Source organism: Mucilaginibacter sp. NFR10 (assembly GCF_900100445.1).
GTDB classification, from domain to species: Bacteria; Bacteroidota; Bacteroidia; order Sphingobacteriales; family Sphingobacteriaceae; genus Mucilaginibacter; species Mucilaginibacter rubeus.
Genome location: NZ_FMTV01000001.1, coordinates 328,468 through 348,473 on the forward strand (window position 1 = coordinate 328,468; position 20,006 = coordinate 348,473).

Sequence of the window (20,006 nt, forward strand, 5' to 3'; positions counted from 1 at the left end):
GGTTTTCTGTTTTAATTTTATTTACCTGCGGCAATTACAGGTATTTCTTCGGCGTTTTTGTTCAGTTCCAATACTATAACATTGCTGTTTGCATCGGGTAAGGTTTGTGGCAAATCAATGATATAGCCTGTGGCATCCGGTTTATAATTTACTTTGGTCCCGCCCAGCACATAAGCATTGGTTATGTTAATGCCCGGCAGGTTAGGCAGCACAATTTTATCACCTTTTTTCTGAAATATGTGCAAATAGATCTTGTTTCCCTTGCGTGTAACAGCATAGTTATCATTAGGGGCAATGGGCCCGCCTTTGGTACCATAAATGCTTTCACCGTATTTTTTTAACCATAAGCCCATTTGCCGTAATGTTTCAACTTGCCTCACTTCAATGCGGCCATCAGGCATAGGTCCAACATTTAATAGCAGGTTGCCATTACCGGCGGCTGTTTTTACCAGTGTTTGGATACACTCCTGCGCGGTTTTCATTTTATCATTAGGTTTCCATGCCCATTGCTGGCAAATGGTGATACAGCTTTCCCATGGCTCATTCATATTCAGCTGACCGATGCGCTGCTCGGGGGTTAGGTAATCACCTACTGACTGATCGTTCAGTTTTTCGCTTTCTTTGCCTAATCGGTTGTTCACAATAACGTTTGGATCAACACTTTTGATGAATTTGTAAATCTCCTGCCCGTCGGCGGCGGTCCAGGGCTTTTCCCAGTAACCATCAAACCAAAGCAGGTAAGGGTGGTATTTGGTGATGAGTTCTTTCAACTCATTCTTCATTTGCGTTTTAAAAGCTACCATATCGCCCTTAACATTCTTTGCCGAATCGTAAGGGTTATGGATAGGGTAGTTAGGGTCGTGCCAGTCGAGCACGGTATGATAGATGCAAAACAGGATACCCTGTTTTTTGCAGGCCGTAGCCAGTTCGGCAACTATATCGCGTTTATATGGTGTTTTGCTGATGTTATAATCAGTAAAAGCGGATGGCCATAAAGCAAAGCCATCATGGTGTTTTGCCGTAATCACCAGGTATTTCATGCCTGCATCCTTAGCTGCTTTTACGATAGCATCGGCATTAAATAAAACCGGGTTAAACTCCTTGTACAGGTTATCATAATTATCCTGCGCTACTTCTTTGTTGCGGCTCCAGCCAATTTCGGTGCCGCGTAAAGTTACCGGGCCGAAGTGTACAAACATGCCGAAGCGTTTGGTCATAAAATCATCCAAAACCGCTTTGGGCGTTTTTACAGATGCAGTTTGCTGAGCAAAGCTGAGTTTGATTACAGAAAACAGGTAAAGGAGAATAATTGCCGGTTTTTTCATTGCGGAATTTTTGGGGTGAACATTATAGAGGTCTTGGTCTTTATACTTTTTAAAATATGACCAGGCCGCCAGGCAGCCCGGTCATTGGGGTGTTATTATAGTAGTGCGTTATTCCAGAAGGTAAGCTCACTCATATTGGTGTAATTGCCTTCGTTGTTTGAGTTGTGTTTGATCCTGATACGGATGTAACGTACCGGCGGCGGATTAGGATCGAAGTTTACCTTTAACGGTGCGCTGCCGTCGTCGGTCCTTTTAACCTCTTTAAGCAGTTTCCAGCCTTTGGCGGTTGCCTCTGCAGTCCAGCCCGCATCATTAGCTTTTAGGGTAGTAGCAGCGTTGGTAATATCCGCTATGCCCCATACTTCAAAATCATCGGGATTATGACAGCAGTTGCGGCCTGTTTCTTCAATAGCTACAAGGCCCTTGTAAACCGCACCCATATCAAAAGTAATAACTACCGGCAACGGGCCATTGCCATCGCTATGGAAAATGTTAGGAAAGCCCTGCGGCCCTGTACTGCCATCCCAGAGTCTGTCGATATCAGTATCTCCTTCATAAGGCTTAGCATCGTTAGGTAGATATACTTTTTTGAAAAGCTTTTTATCGCAAACAGCAACAGAATTAATGGTTGGGAAATCCTCATAGTTAGCTACATAAAAGGTGTCAAGAGCATTTGCCGTTGGTTTAAAGGCCGAGATGAATTGGATCTTCGTATCCGCCTTATAGTCTGCCAGGGTAACCGACATGCTATCGGCGCTAAGTTTTCCAAAACTTTCTTTACCGGCTTTATTGGTGTATTTTATGTTTGTGAACACATTATGGGTACTGGTATCAACTTTTAGGAAATTAAGGGTAAGCTTTCCATCGGCACTGATTCCATATGGATTGGTAACATTATACCCCCTGTTTGCTAAGCCCGATTGATAAATAGGCCCATAAACTCTTACATTGTTGATATCAAGCGGAATAGAGCGGTTGCCTTTGGCATCGTACGAGAAAACAGTGAACGAATAAATGTATTCGTTCAGGTTTGGTATAACAACCGTTAAACTATCCGACGTATTGTGGTTGGTGGAATTGTAAATGATTGAATCGGCCTTATTGTTCCAGTATATCACGTAACGGGTTATGCTGGGATCGGAGCTTGGGTTCCAGGTAAGGGCGGCACGTAAATTTCCGGGACGGGAGTGGGCATTGGTTACTGTGCCCGGATACTTAACTTCATGACCGTTTAAGTATGATTCAAACTGTGTGTCTTGCTTGCTGCAACCATACAACAGGTATCCAAGCAAACAGAAAGCAGCTATTCTGACAATATTTTTCATGTTCGTTTAATCTAAATGAGTTAATACCTATTGTGGGTTACCATAAATTGAAAGTTCCATCATGTGGGCAAAGTCACCGTTTGACCATGTGTCATGCACCATAAAGCGGAAGTATTTAATAGGCGTTGAACCCGGAGGAATATTAAAGTTTACTCCCGCGGCAACAAAAGCAGCGTCGGCAGCATTGGTAAAGCCCGGTGTAAGGCCAGATGGCGGATTTGGGTAATGGTAGTTCCCGATGTTAACCCAGTCGCCAACTACAGTTCCTACAGGAGCATAATCAGGGAGCCTTACATCCTGCGGTGCGTTGACGTTTGATCCCCAGATGCTGAAATCTTTAGGGTTACCGTGTGCGTAAGCATATTGATCGGGCCTTTCCCATAAAACAAAACGGCTTAACTGTGCCGATACACCAAGACTAAAGGTAACTTGTATTGGCGCCGGTGCTCCGGGAGCTGTGTGCCAGCCGTTTGAGTAGCCGTCGGTTTTGTTATCCCATAGGTAAGGCACTTCCCAACCATAAGCTGTAGGGCTATCAGTAGGGGTTTTGTATACCGAAAACTTGCTCTTATCAAGTATCGTTTCAAATATCGGGGTGATGTTTACAATGGTAGTATCAGATATATTGCCAAATTTATCAGTTACGTATACACCAAATTTTTGTGATACCGCCGGATAGCCTCTTATAGAGTAATTAATGGTATCAACCTTGGTATAATGCTGATCGACAACCTCCAATGCCTGGGTTGATTTATCAAAGGCCAATAAAATTACACCAATGTCCTTTTGGTCGGGGTTCATAGCTTTGATGTTTACGCCGCCAAAATCAGATGTGATAGTTAATGTTGGTTTGATGAGCTTGTAAAAAGGCGTATCTGGGTGTACTTTAACTACAAGCGGATCTGACTTTACGTTAGCCCGGCTCACCGAGTAAAGTGTTACCTCATATTCCTGGCTTTTGGCAAAGCCATCAACCGTAACGGTATCTGAGTAATAGCTCGATTTAGTTTGGCGTGTAGTTTTATCATTGATGCGGTACTCGGCCTGCACGTATAGCAGGTTATCTGAGTTTGGCAAATCGTAGGTAATATAAGCACCGCCGTTAAAGTTTTTAACTTTTACGTTGGTAACCACGGCAGGCTTGCTCATATCGGTCGAAACCTCTTTAACGTACCCGTCGTTTTTTTTGCATGAATTTAAGCACGCCATAAACAACGCTGCTGCAAGCACCAGCGCTGTTATCGAATAATTTTTAATGCGTTTCATAATTCTTATCTATGTTGAATTAATTCATTTAGGTTGATGAAGGCTACCAGTAGGTGGTTTGTACCAGGTTGTTGTTAACGATCAGATCATTATCCTTTATAGGCCAGAAATAGTTTTTTAGCCCGAAAACCGGCGTTAACACGGTATGCAGCCTGTAATAGTTGCCGGCTTCGGATTCATATATATTCCAGCCCTGTAGCGGTACACTCAATACGCCCTGAATCTCTTTCCAGCGGCGAAGGTCCCATCCGCTTTGCGCCTCAAAACACAACTCAATGCGGCGCTCGCGATGTATGATGTCACGTAAACCTTCTTTAGTTGTTGGCTTGCCCGGAGTTTTTGAATAGGTTGACCATGACTCCAACACACCTTTTAAACCTGCTCTTGCCCTTACTTTATCAATATAGTTGTAGGCGTCGGCAGTTGGGCCGTTCGCTTCGTTCAGGGTTTCGGCATATAAAAGATATAAACCGGCAAGTCTCATCAGCGGCAAGTGAAATTCAATTGGCTGAAAACCATCATCATAAACTGAAAGGTAATTGGCCAGCTTTTTTGGCCAATAGCCGGTGATGTTTAGCGTGTTCAAATCTTTTGGACCTGCCAATGATCCCGAACCGCGAGCCTCAACATGGTAAGCCTGGTCCTGGTTGTAAATGCCGTTGCCATACCAGATACTACCATCAAAAGCGATATTGGCATAAAAGCGGCTTTCGCGGCCATAGTGCTCATTAATGGTTGTATAACCCTGAGCTATGTAGTATTTATCGGCGTCGCCTGCTGTTTTCAGTGCAAAACGGTTGGTATAATCATAATTTTTATCCTCGGTTAAAGGTACACCGTTAGCTGTGTAAAAAAGCTCCTGTGTTGAAATCGGAACGGCAAATGTTGAGGGGTTCGAGAAAATGTTAACCGCTGATTTTGGCGTTAGCCTTGGTGTAGCATAACCCTGGCATGGGAACGTTGGGTTTAATGCCCAGATCAGTTCGGGGTTTACATCCCATTTTTCGGTAACGGCGTTTTGGATGGTTAGCTCGTTACGCAATTGATCTGAAAGGGAACCAACTGTAGGTGGTGCGACAAAGGTGTAAAGTTTAAGCCCGTTGGCTTCGCAGGCATCAATGGCAGCTTTACAGGCATCGGCGGCACGTTTCCATTTTTGCGGGTCGGCAGTACTTGAAAATAAAGGCTGGCCATCTTTGTTTTTCATGCTGGCGTAGTCCGGGTTGCCGTTGAAAAGGGGACTGGCCTGAGTGGCTAACATTTCGGCTTTAATTGATAAAGCGGTTAGCTGGGTAATGCGGCCAAGCTCTTTTGCCTGGTTGGTGATAACCGGCGGCAAATCTGGAATAGCCTCATCCAGTAATTGTACGCAATAGTTAAATACCGAATCAACCGGCGAGCGTTTTACCCTTACCTCTTCGGTGCTGGCCGTAATATCGATATTGGTTTTTACCAGTGGTACCGGCCCATACAAGCGGCACAGGTAATAATGGTAATATGCTTTAAGGAACTTTACCTCGGCTATCCACCTTGCTTTTTCAGCTGGTGAAAGGTCAATAGGTTTGTCAATGTTTTCAAGCATGATGTTACACCTGCGGATAGAACGGAACAATGCCTGCCCGCCATTTTCACCATCCCACCAGTTCACGCCTGGGCTTGCGCTGTTTTGCGTGCCACGGATAAGGCTAAAGCCATTTTCATTAAGCGGGTGGTTGGTGAGGTTGTTGGGATAAATGATCTCCGATGATGTGGTGAAACCAATGTTTGAAGTGGGGTCATAAAACTGCTGTAAGGTTGCGTAGCAGGTAAACAGGTAGTTTTCGGCCTCGTTACGGTTCCTGAATGCGTATTCGAGGGTACCGGTATTATCTGGTGTTACATCAAGATATTTTTTACATGATGCGCCCGAAACCAGAAGCCCTACCAGTAATAAAAGTTTATAATATTGTTTCATAATACTAAGTATTGATCTGTAAAAAATTATAGGTTAACGTTGATGCCTAAGTTGAACACCTTTTGTATTGGGTAGGCAAAGCCATTACCGCCAAGTTCGGGGTCCCAGAGTTTAAAGGCGCTCCAGGTATACAGGTTAAGACCGTTAAAGTAGATGCGGCATTTGGTTACATTTAAGCGTTTTAAAATGGATGGCGGTAATGAGTAACCAATCTCCACCGATTTAAGCCTCAGGAAACTACCGTCGCGCATCCACCAGGTACTGTTTTGGCGGTTGTTTTCTATTTGATTGCCGGTTACGCCTAACCTTGGATAGGTAGCATATAAATCCTGATTTTCTTCGCTCCAGTGACTATCGGCAAAAGCTTTGATCAACTGTGTATTGCCGTAGATATATGGATCGGGGCTTTGAATAAACGGACTGGTACGGCTCGGATCGATAAAGAACGATACACGCGCCTGGCCCTGGAAAAAGCAGGAAATGTCAAAGTTTTTGATCCCTGCTGATAAGCCGTAGCCATATACAATTTCAGGCACTGTTGGATAGCCAATAAAAGTTTGATCGGCGCCGTCAATTTTACCGTCGCCGTTTAAGTCGCGGTATTTGATATCGCCACCACCCGGAGAAATGCCGTTGGTTGAAAAAATCTGCGAAGGGGAGTTTCTGGCTTCATTATCGTCAACAAATAAACGTTCGGCAATGTAACCGTACTGCCTGTTTATTTCCTGGCCTTTGTGGTAACGATAAGCTTCCTTATACTGAGGTTCTTCATAGTTGCCATATTTGCTGCTTGCCAGGGTAAAGTTGCCGCGGCCCTGCAGCCAAACATCTTTATTTATAGCAGCTTTATAGTCCATTTGAAGGTCAATACCTTTTGTATCGGCCGTGCCTATGTTGGCAGTAACATTTGGGTTTCCATATTGGTCAAGTGCCTCAAGACCCAGTGTTGTTGGCAGCGAACTGCGTGTTTGAAGAATATTATAGCGATGGTATTTATAAACCTCGGCTACTACATTGAGGTTTTTAAACATGGTGAACTCCAGGCCAAGATTTAGCTGGCGCGATGTTTCCCAGGTTACGTTAGGGTTTTCGTAGTTGTTAATGTAAACGCCCTCGCGCCTGTAACCGTTAAAGGTACCGAAGTAGGCAGGATTGCCGCCGTTAAGATTAACATCCGAAAGGAAGAAGAAACGTTGTGAACCGATGGCATCATTACCTACTAAACCATAGCTGGCCCTCACCTTCATGCGGGAGATAACATCATAAAGTCCCTGTCCCCAGAATTTTTCGTCGGATACGATCCATGAACCGCCAATGGTAGGGAAGAAACCAAACCTGTGATTGGCCGAAAAGCGCTCGGTGCCGTTATACCCAAAGTTAAATTCCAGAAAATAGCGGCTTTTAAATGAATAAGTAGCGCGGCCTGCAAGGGTTAAGTTGCGGTAAGGCAACGAATATTGAAGGGTTGGCCTGTCAAGTACCGGATCTTTAGCTGCTGAATAAACTGTTTGCTGGCGCGTACCAATCAATGATGCGCTCACATTATGATCGCCAAAGGCGTGATTATAATCCAATACACCCTGAAAATAGATGTAGGTATTCAGGTTATCAGTGCTTGGGTCGCGGTAATAGCTCAAATACTCGGTGGCTACGTTATTGCCGGTTGGCTGTGGGTTAAGCCACGTTAAGGTGTACTGGTTAGAGGCCTTATCATACGTATTCACATTATAGTAAAATGGCGAATACCCCATTTGCGACTGAAAGTATGAATACCTGTTGGTATGAAATAAGCCATGAAAGTTAAGCCCGTCGGTTATGAAATTCAGTTTCTGATTTAACTCCAACTGGGCAGATAACCTTGATTCTGAATAATTTTTATGGCCACGTAGCAATGCAGCATATGGGTTGTTGTATGCAATGGCGTTTGATGCTGAGCCTGCGTTGGCAGGTGCTGCGTTACCAAACAGTATGTGCTTAACATTGCGGTTGGCCGAATCGGCAGGGAAATATGCCGGGAACAATACCGGGCTGGTGTGTACGGCAACGTTATAAAGGTCGGTCGAGAATGAAGCATCGGCAGTAAGAGGGCCATTATACTCATTGAATGAACCGGCAAGCCTTACAATAAGCTCGGTGCTTTTACTTAAGTTGATATTAACGTTTGAGCGCAGCTGGTAGTTTTCAAACTTTACGTTGTTGTTGTTATTGTTGGCAATATCCTGCCTCAAAATACCATGGTCAACATTATATGAGCCTGATACATAGTAACGGGCCACATCGCCGCCGCCGCTTACGCTCATATCGGCACGCTGGGTAGCTGTGCGTTTTTTGAAAAGCATATCCAGCCAATCGACAGCGGGATAAACATACTTGTTGCTGCCTGCGTCGCCGCGTATGGTGGCTTCTGTATTTAATATTTTATTTTGAGAGAAGGGGAGCGGGCTTAACGGATCGCGGGTGATGGTGGCTTCGTTAAACAACTTCATGTAGGTGATTGGGTCGGCAAGCTGCAGTGTTTTGGCCGATTGTGATATGGAATTTTCCACACGTGCGTTGATCTTGGCCTTACCAACCTTACCTTCTTTGGTGCTTACCAAAATTACACCGTTTGCACCGCGGGCACCATAAAGTGCAGTAGCACTTGCATCTTTCAATATCGAAAAGCTGGCGATATCATCAACCTGCAGGCGGGCAAGGTCGGTTGTGGAAAGTTCAACGTTATCTATCAAAATAAGCGGATCTTTTTTGTAACCAAAAGTGGTTACACCGCGGATAAAGAAACTGGAATTATCCTGCCCTGGCTGGCCGCTTGGCTGAAAGGCGATGATCCCTGCAACCTGTCCGGCAAGTGCATTGGTTAAGTTACTGGCAGGTATTTTCAGATCGGCCGGTTTAACGGTTGTTACCGAACCTACTACGGCTTCTTTTCGTTCTTTTTTGCCGTAGGCCAATACCACAACTTCTTCGAGGCCGCGTTTGGACTCTTTAAGCACAATATTTACTACCAGCTTACCGGCTGAAACGGTGAAGGTTTGATCAATAAAAGTTACGTACGATACTTTAAGGATAGTACCGGGCTCGGCATCTATCACAAACTTGCCGTTAATGTCGGTAGTAGTGCCCAGGTTTTTGCGGTTGATAGCCACAATGTTGGCGCCTGCAATTTTACCGCCCAGTGTGTCGGTCACGAGGCCGGTAATGGTTACTTTACTTTGCGCGTGTGTAAATTGCGCTGAGCAAATAAAGCTCAGCAATAATAATACAAAGCAATAAAAACCCGGTGCAGACTTATGAGACCGTCTAAGCTCCCGCCGGGTTTTGATCCGTAGGTAAAATTCTTTCATAAAATTGGTTTGATAATGGTTTTTTGTTTTTGAGATTTGGTTGATGGGTTTATTTGTTTTAAGTGCCATTTAAATGCGCAGATGGTAAAAGGTTTTTCCAGTGGTAAAAGGTTTAATCATTTTTTAAATATGTTAAGTTGACAATTAAAAGTTTTGAGCTGCGTTTACAGCGTATTGCTGTTTTTTAAAAAAATTAATTGGTTAAGAAATAGAGTACCTGGCACGTGTTCCCCTTGCTGTTTTTATTCTTATCGGTGTCAATTTTCAGGCTGAGCGTGTGCTGGCCTTTTTTGAGGTCGGTACTAAAGGTTACATACCAGGGCAGATAAATCCATGAACTGAACTCTGTGTACAGGTCCATCGTTTTCTCGGTGCTTCCGTCAATGCTGTAGTTGATAATACCTGCATCCGGTCCGGATACAATGGCCATCCCAATAGCCGTGCCGGTAAAGGGCAATGTTAATGATGAGCCTGGTTTGGTAGCGATAAGCATCGGTTTGTGTACAAAGCCAGGGCGGGTGCTCAGGTTATTGTTTGGTGCCCAATCGGGATTGATGGCCCAGCCGTTTAAATTTTTTGCATTTTGAATGCTGTAATAGCGGCCATTGTTGAGGTTAAGCGCGTTAAGCGGTTTGGGTAATGGATTGGCTTTAATAGCAGCAATCTGCTGTTTGTCAAAACATGAATTAAGCAGGCTTTTTATGGTTGCGAAATAAAGCTCCTGCCCGTAAATGGCCGGGTGGAGGTCTTTAAAATCATATTGCCATGAAAATTCCTGGTTATTAAGTTTATCAGTAACTTCTTTGGCCAGGTTAATGGACGGCAAGCCGTAATGTTCTGCAATTAATTCATGATTTTTGATTTGCAGCGGGGTTTTGCCATTGTTGTAATCCCTGATCTTATCCGGATCAACAAATGACATCATGACGATGTCCATCAGCGGATTTGCTTTTTTTGCATGCCTTACGATGCCTTCCAGTGCACGTACCTCGGTAAGGCTGTCCAGTCCGTTTACGTTGTCGTTTACCGCGGCTTCAACAAACATCAAATCAACTTTGCCCGAATCAAGCACATCCCGCTGCAAGCGGAAAGCATGCGGCACACTACCTAATGAGGGGATCCCCGCCTGTATAAAATGAAAACTGGTTAAAGGAAAGCGTTCGGTAAGGTAGCGGCTTATCTTTTCGCGCCAACCGGGGTTATAGGTAATTGATCCGCCTAAAAAAGCTACTGTAGCTTTCTTGCCCGCACTAAAGATATTGAGGCTGTTAACAAGGCCGTTCCGGCAAATAAAATAATCGGTATATGGCAATATCTTTTTAACAGGATAGCTGTAGCTTATGATCATATCAGCCCAGTGCCCGGGATTTTCGATAGGGAAGTGGTGCCCGTTCAACTCCTGTGGTCCGGCGGTTACCGGGTATATCATCATCGGCCCGCCTAATGCGGTATAACGTTGAGCAAGAATATTGGTGTTTTCGGCATTGGGTACCAGTTTATCATTGATACCTATGATATGCATAACCGGTACCTTAAAAGCAGCGAGCCCGTCAAGGTTATCAATAGGATTGTCTTTGTAATCAAGCGCTTGTTGTTCGGTAAAGTGATACACCTGTTGCAGCTGTTTCCACAGAGCGGCATCGCCCGGAGCACTTAGTTTACCTCCCGGCCAGCTTTCAATATTGCAAACAGGGGCTTCATTATAAATGCAACTAATTTTATCAGGATTGCGTTTGGCCCAGCCATATACATATAAACCGCCACGACTAACGCCTTCAAGGGCAACTTTGGCAGCGAAAGCTTGTTTAGTTGTTAAATACTGATAAAAAGCATCCCAAACCTGCAAAGCATAAGGGCTGCCATATTGATCATCAACATTCACGAAAGCTACATGAAAGCCTTTGGTTAGCAGGATGCTGTCGATATCGGTATGCCAATCAGGAAATGAAGCCCGCCAAACCCATGGATTACCTTCGAGCGCCTTTTCAGGTTTTACATAGTAGGCTTTGTGAGCGCCTATGGTAATATTGACACGTTCAAAACCTTTCCAGCTATCATTAGCTGTATGTTGAATAGTATATAAGGCAGGGGCATTGCCTGTGTCGTCAATTTGTTGGTTTTGAGCTAAGACAGTACCAGCTGTGAACCCCAATAATAGCGTAATTAGTAAAGCTTTAATCATTCAATTTTGGATATAAAAATTCCACTTCAAAAACTTCGTCCTTTTTTTGGATTGTGGTTTCTGATTAAAAAATGTTTTGTAAACTTTTAGTAGCTGGCGTTTATAATCAGGGTAAAAATATGGAGGGTATTAATAATAAATTGCACTAAAATTGATTTGTTTCGATACTATTTTGACATCGATCTTTTGATTTTGTGTAAAAAACGACTTGCTGAAACAATTTAGTTGTATTAAGTGTAGTTTTCACAACAAAATAATATTGAAATGTAAAAAGTTGCGCAATATGGTATTGGTTACTTTTAGTTCATGGTTCATTGATGATGGTTCATGGCAACATCAGGTGCGATGAGGTTAGTGTCCGATTACTGTGAACTGTGGTTCTTCGGATTCATCCGAATAAGTTTTGTTTTTTACCATATAGCCTTTAACTCCGTAATATAGTACGTACACATAGCAAACCAGTGGTGCAATGAATGCCATCTTAATGCCTGAATGGTCTGATATCAAGCCCATTATTGGCGGAATAATGGCTCCGCCTACAACACCCATAATAAGTAATGACGAAGCAACCTTTGTATAATCGCCTATATTTTTGATGCTGAGCGTAAATATGATAGGATACATCACGGAGGTAAACAGCCCTACTATCGACAGGGAAATTATGGATACATAACCACCCGTAAGTACCGATACCAATATCAGCGTAAACGCACCTATGCTGCATAGGGTAAGCACTTTATTGGGTTTAACCTGCTTAAGTAAAAACGCCCCCAGCAAGCGCCCGGCTAAAACCAGTGCCATGTAAAGCGTAATAAACAGGGCCGATTTTTGCTCGGTAATACCTGTAATATTCAATGATTTTGTATAGCGGATGATAAAACTCACCACGCCAACTTCGGCACCCAAATAAGCAAAAACTGCTAATACACCCAGTATGGTATGCCTGAATTTAAATACTCCGGAGAGTTTTTGCCTGCTGTTGCCTTCATGAATTACCGGCAACTTTAAAAAGTAAAGTACTAAACATAAGGCTATAAACAACCCCGCCAGTGTTAGGTAAGGAGGAATCACAAGGTGCGCCTCGCTGTTTAAGAACGACTTAAGTTGCTCTGAAGTAAATGACTGGATGAGACTTGCCGGGATATCCTTTTCATGCAATAAAAACTTAGAGCCGATGAAGGGCCCTATTGTAGCGCCCATTGAACCAACGGCTGCAGCCAGGCTTAACCGGCTTGAGGCATGATCTGGGTCGCCAAGTTTTGAAATATAGGGAGTAGCCGTAACCTCCAGTATGGCAAAGCCTGATGCCATGGTAAACAATGCCAGCAGGAACACAGGATAATACCTGGTGGTTGCTGCCGGATAAAATATGGCGGCGCCAATAGCAGCTAATATAAGCCCGGTAAGCATTCCTGCCCTGTAACCTTTTTTTTCAATGAAGCGCCCCGCAGGCAAGGCCATCAAAAAATAAGCCCCAAAAAATGCCGACTGGATCAGCGACGATTGCAGATCCGACAGCTGGCATGCCCTTTTCAGGTGCGGGATCAGTACATCATTAATATTGCGGCTCAAATTCCAGAAAAACATCAGGCTCATTACTATCAGCAGCGGAGCCAGGTATTTTGATGCGTTACTGTTGGTTTTGTTCATGGTTAAGATCTTGTTTTATCGTCTGTATCCAAGTTCGGCGCCGCCGCTTACAGGCATAATGCAGCCGGTTACAAACCGCGCCGCGTCCGAAAGCAGGAAAACCGCTGCATCGGCTACTACATCGCCCTCAGGGCAGTAGCCTAAGGCATGAATATCGTTTAAGTATTTTTCTATCGATCCGGGATCCGGCTGTTCGGCGGCCCATTGTTTAAGCAATGGTGTCCATACACCGGCCGGCGAAACAGCATTTACCCTGATACCGTATGGTGCATAATCAAGTGCCATGGATTTGGTAAGGGCATTGATGCCGCCTTTTGTTGCTGTATAAGCAGCATGGAGGCTTTGACCAATATCTCCGGCCATACTGCTGGTGTTTAAAATGCAGCCTTTTGATGCTTTAAGTAAGTCGATACCATATTTGGTTGTCCAGAGCAGGCTCTTCAAATTAATGTTCATCAGTGCATCCCACTCACCCTCTTCGGTTTCGTCAACAGGTTTTGAGGGATGGGCTATAGCTGCGTTGTTATGGATAGCATCAAGCCTGCCATAGTGGTTCTTTATTGCATCGAAAGCTGCTTTTACGTCGGCAGCCTTTGATACATCGCCAGGAATACCTTCATGATTACCTCCAAAACGGTCGAGGGTTTTATACAGAGCACGCTCATTTACATCCATTATAAAAACCGTCGCCCCTTCGCGGATATAAGCTTCGGCGCAGGCCAAACCAATGCCCGATGCCCCACCGGTAATAAATATTACTTTGTTTAATAATTGGTTCATTTTTGGTTTTTAGCTGGTTACAAGGTCGCTGCTGTTGCCTGCTTCGGCAGGTACGGCGTAATAGCCCCCGCTAATATTGGCCGGATTTTTAAAGTATTTGGCCAAATGCGGTATATGTTCCAAAAATAAGTTTTCGTGTCCAATAGCCACATGGTTAAACAATACCAAATGCTGATGGATCTGCCCCATATCGCCCACGTGCGGTACCACAGGAATATTGAATTTTTTTGCCAGCAGGCTTATCGTCAAAAATTCGGATACACCGCCAACCCGCACGCAATCAACCTGGCAAAAATCCATGGCGCCGGCCTGCAAAAAGTTTTTAAATATGATTTTATTAGGGATATGCTCGCCCGCAGCGATTTTAAGGGGCGCAATTTCTTTAGCTAATGTTTGATGCGCCAAGACATCATCAGGGTGAGTGGGTTCCTCTATCCAGTAAGGATTGATTGAACTTAATTCTTTACATATGGAGATGGCCTGCGGCAGGTTCCATTTCTGGTTAGCATCAAGCATGATGGTTGTTTTGTCACCTGCTTGGGTACGTACCAGTTTTGCCCTGCGGATATCGCGCTGCGGATCATCTGAGCCAACTTTTAACTTCATCGCGGTAAATCCCCGGTCAATGGCGCGGGCTACGTTCTCTTTGATCTTCTCGTCAGAATAGTTAAACCAGCCTACTGATGTATCGTAAGCCTTATAACCTGTTTGTAAAACACCATTGCGTAATGTGCGGCCTGGAAAATTGCCCTTTAAAATGTTTTCTGCTTCTTCAACAGTCAATACATCTTCAAGGTAGTTGAGGTCGAGCGTTGCCACCAGTTCTTTCGGGCTTAAATCAAGCAAAAGTTTCCAGAGCGGTACCTGCCGGCTTTTGGCCCAAAGATCGAAACAAGCATTTACTATGGCTGCCAGCGCCAGCTGCATTACACCTTTGTGCGGACCCAGCCAGCGGTAGGTGGGCGAATCCAGTATCGAACGGTAAACCGAACCAAAATCGGCCATAAGTTCTTCAATCTCACGTCCTTTAAGTGTTCCGGAAAGATATTGGATAGCTTTGCATACCAGGTCGTTACCGGCCCCCAGAGTAAAGGCCAGGCCAACGCCTGTTACGCCGCTGGCAGTATGCAGCTCACAAATGGCATAAGCATACTGGGTTGAATCGTTTACAGCATCGGAGCCGGCGCCATTGCCTAAATTAAAACGCTTGTCGGTAACTTCAATTTTATTGATGTACATGTAGGTAAATATATTTTGGAAATAGTTTCAGGCCGTTCTATGCCGAAAAGCCGTAATGAAATCTTGTTCCTTGTGTTTATAAATCGGTTTATTATACCTTTCCGGATAAGGTATGATGCTGTAAAATTAGCGCGGTTTGATTTTTTACTTTCACTTTAATTGGCAACTTTCGATAGTATTTTTGCTTATATTTAGCTTTTCTCTTCATGTTTTGTTAAAATGAAACCAATTTTAGCCGTATTGTCTGACGGGGTACAGTCAGAAGACCTATTTGTTGCCAGGGAAGTAAAGCTTCCTTTTTTTTCAAGTGAGTTCCATTTTCACGAAGAATGCCAGTTGGTACACATTGTAAAAGGCTCAGGCAAGCGCATCATCGGCGATCTGGTTGATTATTTTGAAAGCGGGGAGCTTATTTTTCTTGGTTCAAATATTCCGCATGTTTGGCATAATACCCAGGAACAACCCAACGAGGATGACCCTGAACATTATGCGCATTCATTATCTATTCACTTCAATCCGTCAAAATTGCTCATGAATCTTTCGGCATTTGGTAACATACGCAAAGTGGAGTCGTTTTTAAGTAAGGCGCAAAGAGGGATGGAGCTAAAGGGTAAAAGCCGTGATATGGTAATAAAACTGATGTACCAGATAGTACAGCAGGAAGGGTTGCAAAGGATCATCACCCTGCTCGAGATCCTTAATATCATGAGTGCAGACCCGGAGCATAACCTGTTGGCCAGTATCAACTATATCAATTACTATCAGTATCATGACAGTAAGCGTATGGACCAGGTGTTTAAGTATATTTTTGACAATTTCAGGGAGGATATCTCACTAAATACTATTGCCGATGTGGCTAACATGAACACATTTGCCTTCTGTCGGTTTTTTAAGGCGCGTACCCAAAAGTCATTTACCCAGTTTGTAAATGAAACAAGAATTGGCTATGCCTGCAAACTGCTAAGTAATAAAGATAACAGTATTACAGATATAGCCTATGAGTGCGGTTTTAATAATGTATCAAACTTTAACCGCTTTTTTAAAGTGATTAAAAAAGTAAGTCCGCGCCAGTACAGGAACCAGATTTTGTCTTAGTACATGATGATTGCTTACCGGCGAAGTGAACTTTCGCTGTAAGGTGACACTTATTTCCTTAAAAATGCCCCTCACCTTATCTTCAGAACGAAGCCGGCGGCGGCCCGGTTATGCACCTCCGCATCCGGCAGATCCCATCTTGTATTGATGGTAGTAACAATTCAATTACAAACCCATTCCTGCCCAAAATAAAAGTGTAATTAATACACAGTGAGTTTTTTAAATAGTAATATTGTGTAGCCAATTGTTGAACAGCCCTTTTTAGCGATACTGCATTTCATATTTTTTTGCCTCGTTTATAAATCATTTTAGCAAGGTGATGGATTAATGCTGCTTTTATGGCTGTTCATTAAATGTAAACTAATAATAACCTCAACTATGTCATTAAAAACAAAACTCACCTTCGTTTTTTTGACAGGATTAACTTTCCTGCTGTATTCCTTTAAAAAACCATCTGATAAACCGCGTGTGCTGGTGTTTTCAAAAACTTTAGGCTGGCACCACTCATGCATCCCGTTTGGGATAGCGGCCATTCAAAAATTAGGTAACGAGAATGGCTTTGATGTGGATACCACCACCAATTCTGCTAATTTTAATGATGACAATCTTAAGAAATACCAGGCGGTAGTATTTAACTGTACCACCGGCAATGTGCTTAATGCGGTTGAGCAGGCAGCTTTTGAACGTTATATCCAGGCAGGCGGTGGTTTTATGGGGGTACACTCTGCGGCTGATACCGAGTACGACTGGCCGTGGTACGGCAAACTGGTTGGGGCTTATTTTTCAAGCCATCCCAATAATTCCAACATTCGCAAGGCAACAATAGATGTAACGGATAAAAGCCAGCCGGCCACTGCCAACCTGCCCGCAAGATGGGAGCGTACCGACGAATGGTACAATTACAAATCTATTTACAGCGGTATCCATGTGCTGGCAAGCCTCGATGAAAATACTTACGATGGGGGTACCAACGGCGCCAATCATCCCATAACCTGGTATCATGAATTTGACGGCGGCCGGGCATTTTATACAGGCTGCGGCCATACCGACGAAAGCTACAGTGATCCCCTGTTTTTGGGGCAATTGCTCGGTGGTATCAAATATGCCATGGGTAATGGCAAACCGTTAGACTACAGTAAATCATATTCTAAAGTAGCGCCCGATCAAAGTCGTTTTATCAAAACTGTGCTGGTGAGTAACATTGCCTCGCCTATGGAACTGGCGGCGGCAAAGGATGGCCGTGTGTTTTTCACCCAGTTATTGGGCAATTTTTCCGTTTATAATACCAAAACCAATAAGTTTAAATTAATCCATAAATTCCCGATCACCTATGAAGGCGGTACGGGTGTCATCGGTCTCACGCTCGACCCTGATTTTGACAGGAACCAATTTGTTTATATCTACTATATGCCCGCCGGGCAAACGATCGAACCTCTTAATTTCCAGCTTTCGCGCTTCAAGTTAAGTCCAACGGATGTGCTCGACCTTAAATCAGAAAAAATCCTGCTTAAAGTACCTGTACAAAAGGTGAGCGGCGCTCACCACGGTGGCTCGCTGGCCTGGGATAAGGATAAAAACCTGTACCTGTCCACAGGTGATAGCTCAAGCCCTTTTCCTTCTGATGGTTATGCACCGCTGGATGAGCGCCCCGGAACAGAGCATTACAGCCTTGATGCGCAGCGGAGCGCCGGCAATACCAATGATTTTAAAGGCAAGATCTTACGTATCCACCCCGAGGCCGACGGAACTTACACCATCCCCGAGGGAAATCTTTTCCCGAAAGGTACGGCTAAAACCAAGCCCGAAATTTATGTGATGGGCTGCCGTAACCCATACCGGATTGCGGTAAATCCTAAAACATCAGTTTTATACTGGGGCGAAATTGGGCCTGATGCGGGTAAAGATTCGCCGCGGGGGCCGCGGGGGTACGATGAGTTTAACCAGGCGCGCAAAGCAGGCAACTTTGGCTGGCCATATTTTGTGGGGAACAACTTTGCCTACTCGCACTGGGATTTTGTGAATGCCAAACCAGGGCCAAATTTTGATCCCAAAGCACCGGTGAACAATTCGCCTAATAATACCGGGCTAAATGTGTTGCCTCCGGCTACGCCGGCCATGATCTGGTATCCTTACGCTGCTTCCGACGAGTTTCCCGAGTTGGGTATGGGGGGGCGCTGCGCCATTGGCGGCGATTTTTATGAGTTTGATAAGCATATCAAAAATCCGAACAAATTCCCTGAATATTATGACGGCGCCTTGTTTGTGGCCGACTGGATGCGCAACTGGGTAATAGACCTGAGGTTTGATAAGGATGAGAACTATTTACGCAACGAAGCCTTTATGCCTGCCAACGGCGATTTTCGCCGGCCTATTGATATGGAATTTGGGCCGGATGGTGCTTTGTATATGCTGGAGTATGGCTCGGTTTATGGCGCCCAAAATGAAGACGCCCGGTTAGTTAAGATTGAATACAATACCGGTAACCGTGCGCCGATTGCCAAAGCCAGTATTTCGGACACAGCTGCATTTAATAAATTCGCCAAAACCAGGTTTTTAACTGCGGAGTTAAAAGAGTTTCCGGCAAAAAAGGAAATAGCAGGGCAGGCCCCGCTTAAGGTAAGCTTTAGCAGCCAGAACAGTAAAGATTTAGATGACGACGATAAGATCACTTACCAATGGTTGTTCGATGGTAAAGCGGTTGGGGCATCTACACCTTCGGCCAGTTATACTTTTACTAAACCGGGCGTTTATAAAACTATACTGAAGGTAACTGACAAGGGCGGCTTGTCCGGTCGCGATACGGTAATTGTAAGGGTTGGCAATACCAAACCGGAGGTCACCATCGCCAGTGCTGATAATAAATCATTCATCTGGAAAGGCAAACCATTTCATTATCACGTGGTAGTTAGCGATAAGGAAGACGGTAAGATAGATCCCAAAAAGGTGAAACTATTTTATATCTACAACCCGCAGCCCTCTGCCAATAGCACCACACAAAATTTAACAGCTTTGTCAACTACCGAGGTAAGCTATCCGGGTAAGGGGCTGATGGCTAATAGTGATTGCAAATCGTGCCATACTATTAACAAAACTGCCGTTGGGCCAAGCTTTTTAGCTATTGCAAAACGGTACAAAACCCAAAAGGGAGCTATTGATCAGCTCTCCAAAAAGGTAATTGCGGGCGGCGCGGGCAGCTGGGGTACTGAGCATGTAATGAGTGCGCATCCGCAACTATCAAATGCCGATACGCGGGAAATAGTGAAATACATTTTTTCGCTTACGGATAAAAAGAGCCCGGTATTGCCTTTGCCTTTAACCGGCACACTCAATCTGAAATTTAATGACGCTGAACCGCGCGGAGAATACACGCTGCTGGCCTCTTATACCGATAAAGGTGGCAAAGTTGTTGGTCCGCTTAAGGCTACGGATATGGTAGTTTTACGCAACTCGGCTGTTAAGGCGGTTTATGCCGATGAGTTGAAAGGCTTTAACAGGTTTAAAGATGACCTGTCGGCAGGGAGCCATAAATCATATGTGCTGTTCAGGAATATCGACCTGACCAATATCAGCAAGTTTGCTTATAAATATGCCTCAAAGGATTATGATGGGGAGATAGAGGTGAGGCTCGATTCGCAGGCCGGGCCGGTGATCAGTTCCGTAGCTTACCAAACCACCGGGTCATGGGATAAAACCGGCGAAGTAACCGGTGTGTTGAGTAAACCTGTAAGAGGAAAGCATGATGTATATTTCTTCGCCATAAAACATTCTAAGCCGAGTGACGGTATTTTAAATTTGAAGGATATTCAGTTTGTTGAATAGTTTTTAATTATAATGCCGTCATCGGAG

At 44.3% G+C, this 20,006-nt stretch carries 11 protein-coding genes; 2 read left to right on the forward strand and 9 right to left on the reverse strand.

Going from position 1 to position 20,006, the window contains the following annotated elements; all coding sequences use genetic code 11:
- Positions 1-17: 17 nt before the first annotated feature.
- From BLP33_RS01485 to BLP33_RS01525, 9 genes are all read right to left on the reverse strand, one after another.
- Positions 18-1,325: an alpha-L-fucosidase gene (locus BLP33_RS01485; RefSeq protein WP_090524119.1), complete on the reverse strand. Its 1,308-nt coding sequence runs from the start codon at positions 1,323-1,325 to the stop codon at positions 18-20.
- A 95-nt stretch (positions 1,326-1,420) separates the two neighbouring features.
- Positions 1,421-2,650 (reverse strand): DUF4998 domain-containing protein, encoded by a 1,230-nt coding sequence (locus tag BLP33_RS01490; RefSeq protein WP_090524121.1) that lies wholly within the window; start codon positions 2,648-2,650, stop codon positions 1,421-1,423.
- Positions 2,651-2,677: 27 nt separating this feature from the next.
- Complete coding sequence (locus BLP33_RS01495) at positions 2,678-3,916, reverse strand: DUF5000 domain-containing lipoprotein (protein ID WP_175489891.1); 1,239 nt, start codon at positions 3,914-3,916, stop codon at positions 2,678-2,680.
- Between the two features lie 43 nt (positions 3,917-3,959).
- Positions 3,960-5,870 carry a RagB/SusD family nutrient uptake outer membrane protein gene (locus BLP33_RS01500; protein WP_090524123.1) on the reverse strand — a complete coding sequence of 637 codons (1,911 nt, stop codon included), beginning with the start codon at positions 5,868-5,870 and terminating at the stop codon, positions 3,960-3,962.
- Positions 5,871-5,896: 26 nt separating this feature from the next.
- Complete coding sequence (locus tag BLP33_RS01505; RefSeq protein ID WP_090526156.1) at positions 5,897-9,214, reverse strand: SusC/RagA family TonB-linked outer membrane protein; 3,318 nt, start codon at positions 9,212-9,214, stop codon at positions 5,897-5,899.
- 193 nt (positions 9,215-9,407) lie between these two features.
- Positions 9,408-11,396, reverse strand: a complete 1,989-nt coding sequence (locus BLP33_RS01510) for an SGNH/GDSL hydrolase family protein (protein ID WP_090524126.1) — start codon at positions 11,394-11,396, stop codon at positions 9,408-9,410.
- A 351-nt stretch (positions 11,397-11,747) separates the two neighbouring features.
- Complete coding sequence (fucP, locus tag BLP33_RS01515) at positions 11,748-13,046, reverse strand: L-fucose:H+ symporter permease (protein WP_090524129.1); 1,299 nt, start codon at positions 13,044-13,046, stop codon at positions 11,748-11,750.
- A 15-nt stretch (positions 13,047-13,061) separates the two neighbouring features.
- Positions 13,062-13,826: an SDR family NAD(P)-dependent oxidoreductase gene (locus BLP33_RS01520; RefSeq protein WP_090524131.1), complete on the reverse strand. Its 765-nt coding sequence runs from the start codon at positions 13,824-13,826 to the stop codon at positions 13,062-13,064.
- A gap of 9 nt (positions 13,827-13,835) precedes the next feature.
- Positions 13,836-15,065 carry an enolase C-terminal domain-like protein gene (locus BLP33_RS01525; protein ID WP_090524134.1) on the reverse strand — a complete coding sequence of 410 codons (1,230 nt, stop codon included), beginning with the start codon at positions 15,063-15,065 and terminating at the stop codon, positions 13,836-13,838.
- Between the two features lie 219 nt (positions 15,066-15,284).
- Here BLP33_RS01525 and BLP33_RS01530 point away from each other — a divergent pair, with 219 nt between their 5' ends.
- Both BLP33_RS01530 and BLP33_RS01535 read left to right on the forward strand, forming a co-directional pair.
- Entirely contained in the window at positions 15,285-16,160 is an 876-nt protein-coding gene (locus BLP33_RS01530; RefSeq protein ID WP_090524138.1) for an AraC family transcriptional regulator, read from the forward strand.
- 378 nt (positions 16,161-16,538) lie between these two features.
- Positions 16,539-19,979 (forward strand): ThuA domain-containing protein, encoded by a 3,441-nt coding sequence (locus tag BLP33_RS01535; protein ID WP_217633093.1) that lies wholly within the window; start codon positions 16,539-16,541, stop codon positions 19,977-19,979.
- The last annotated feature ends 27 nt before the right edge of the window (positions 19,980-20,006 follow it).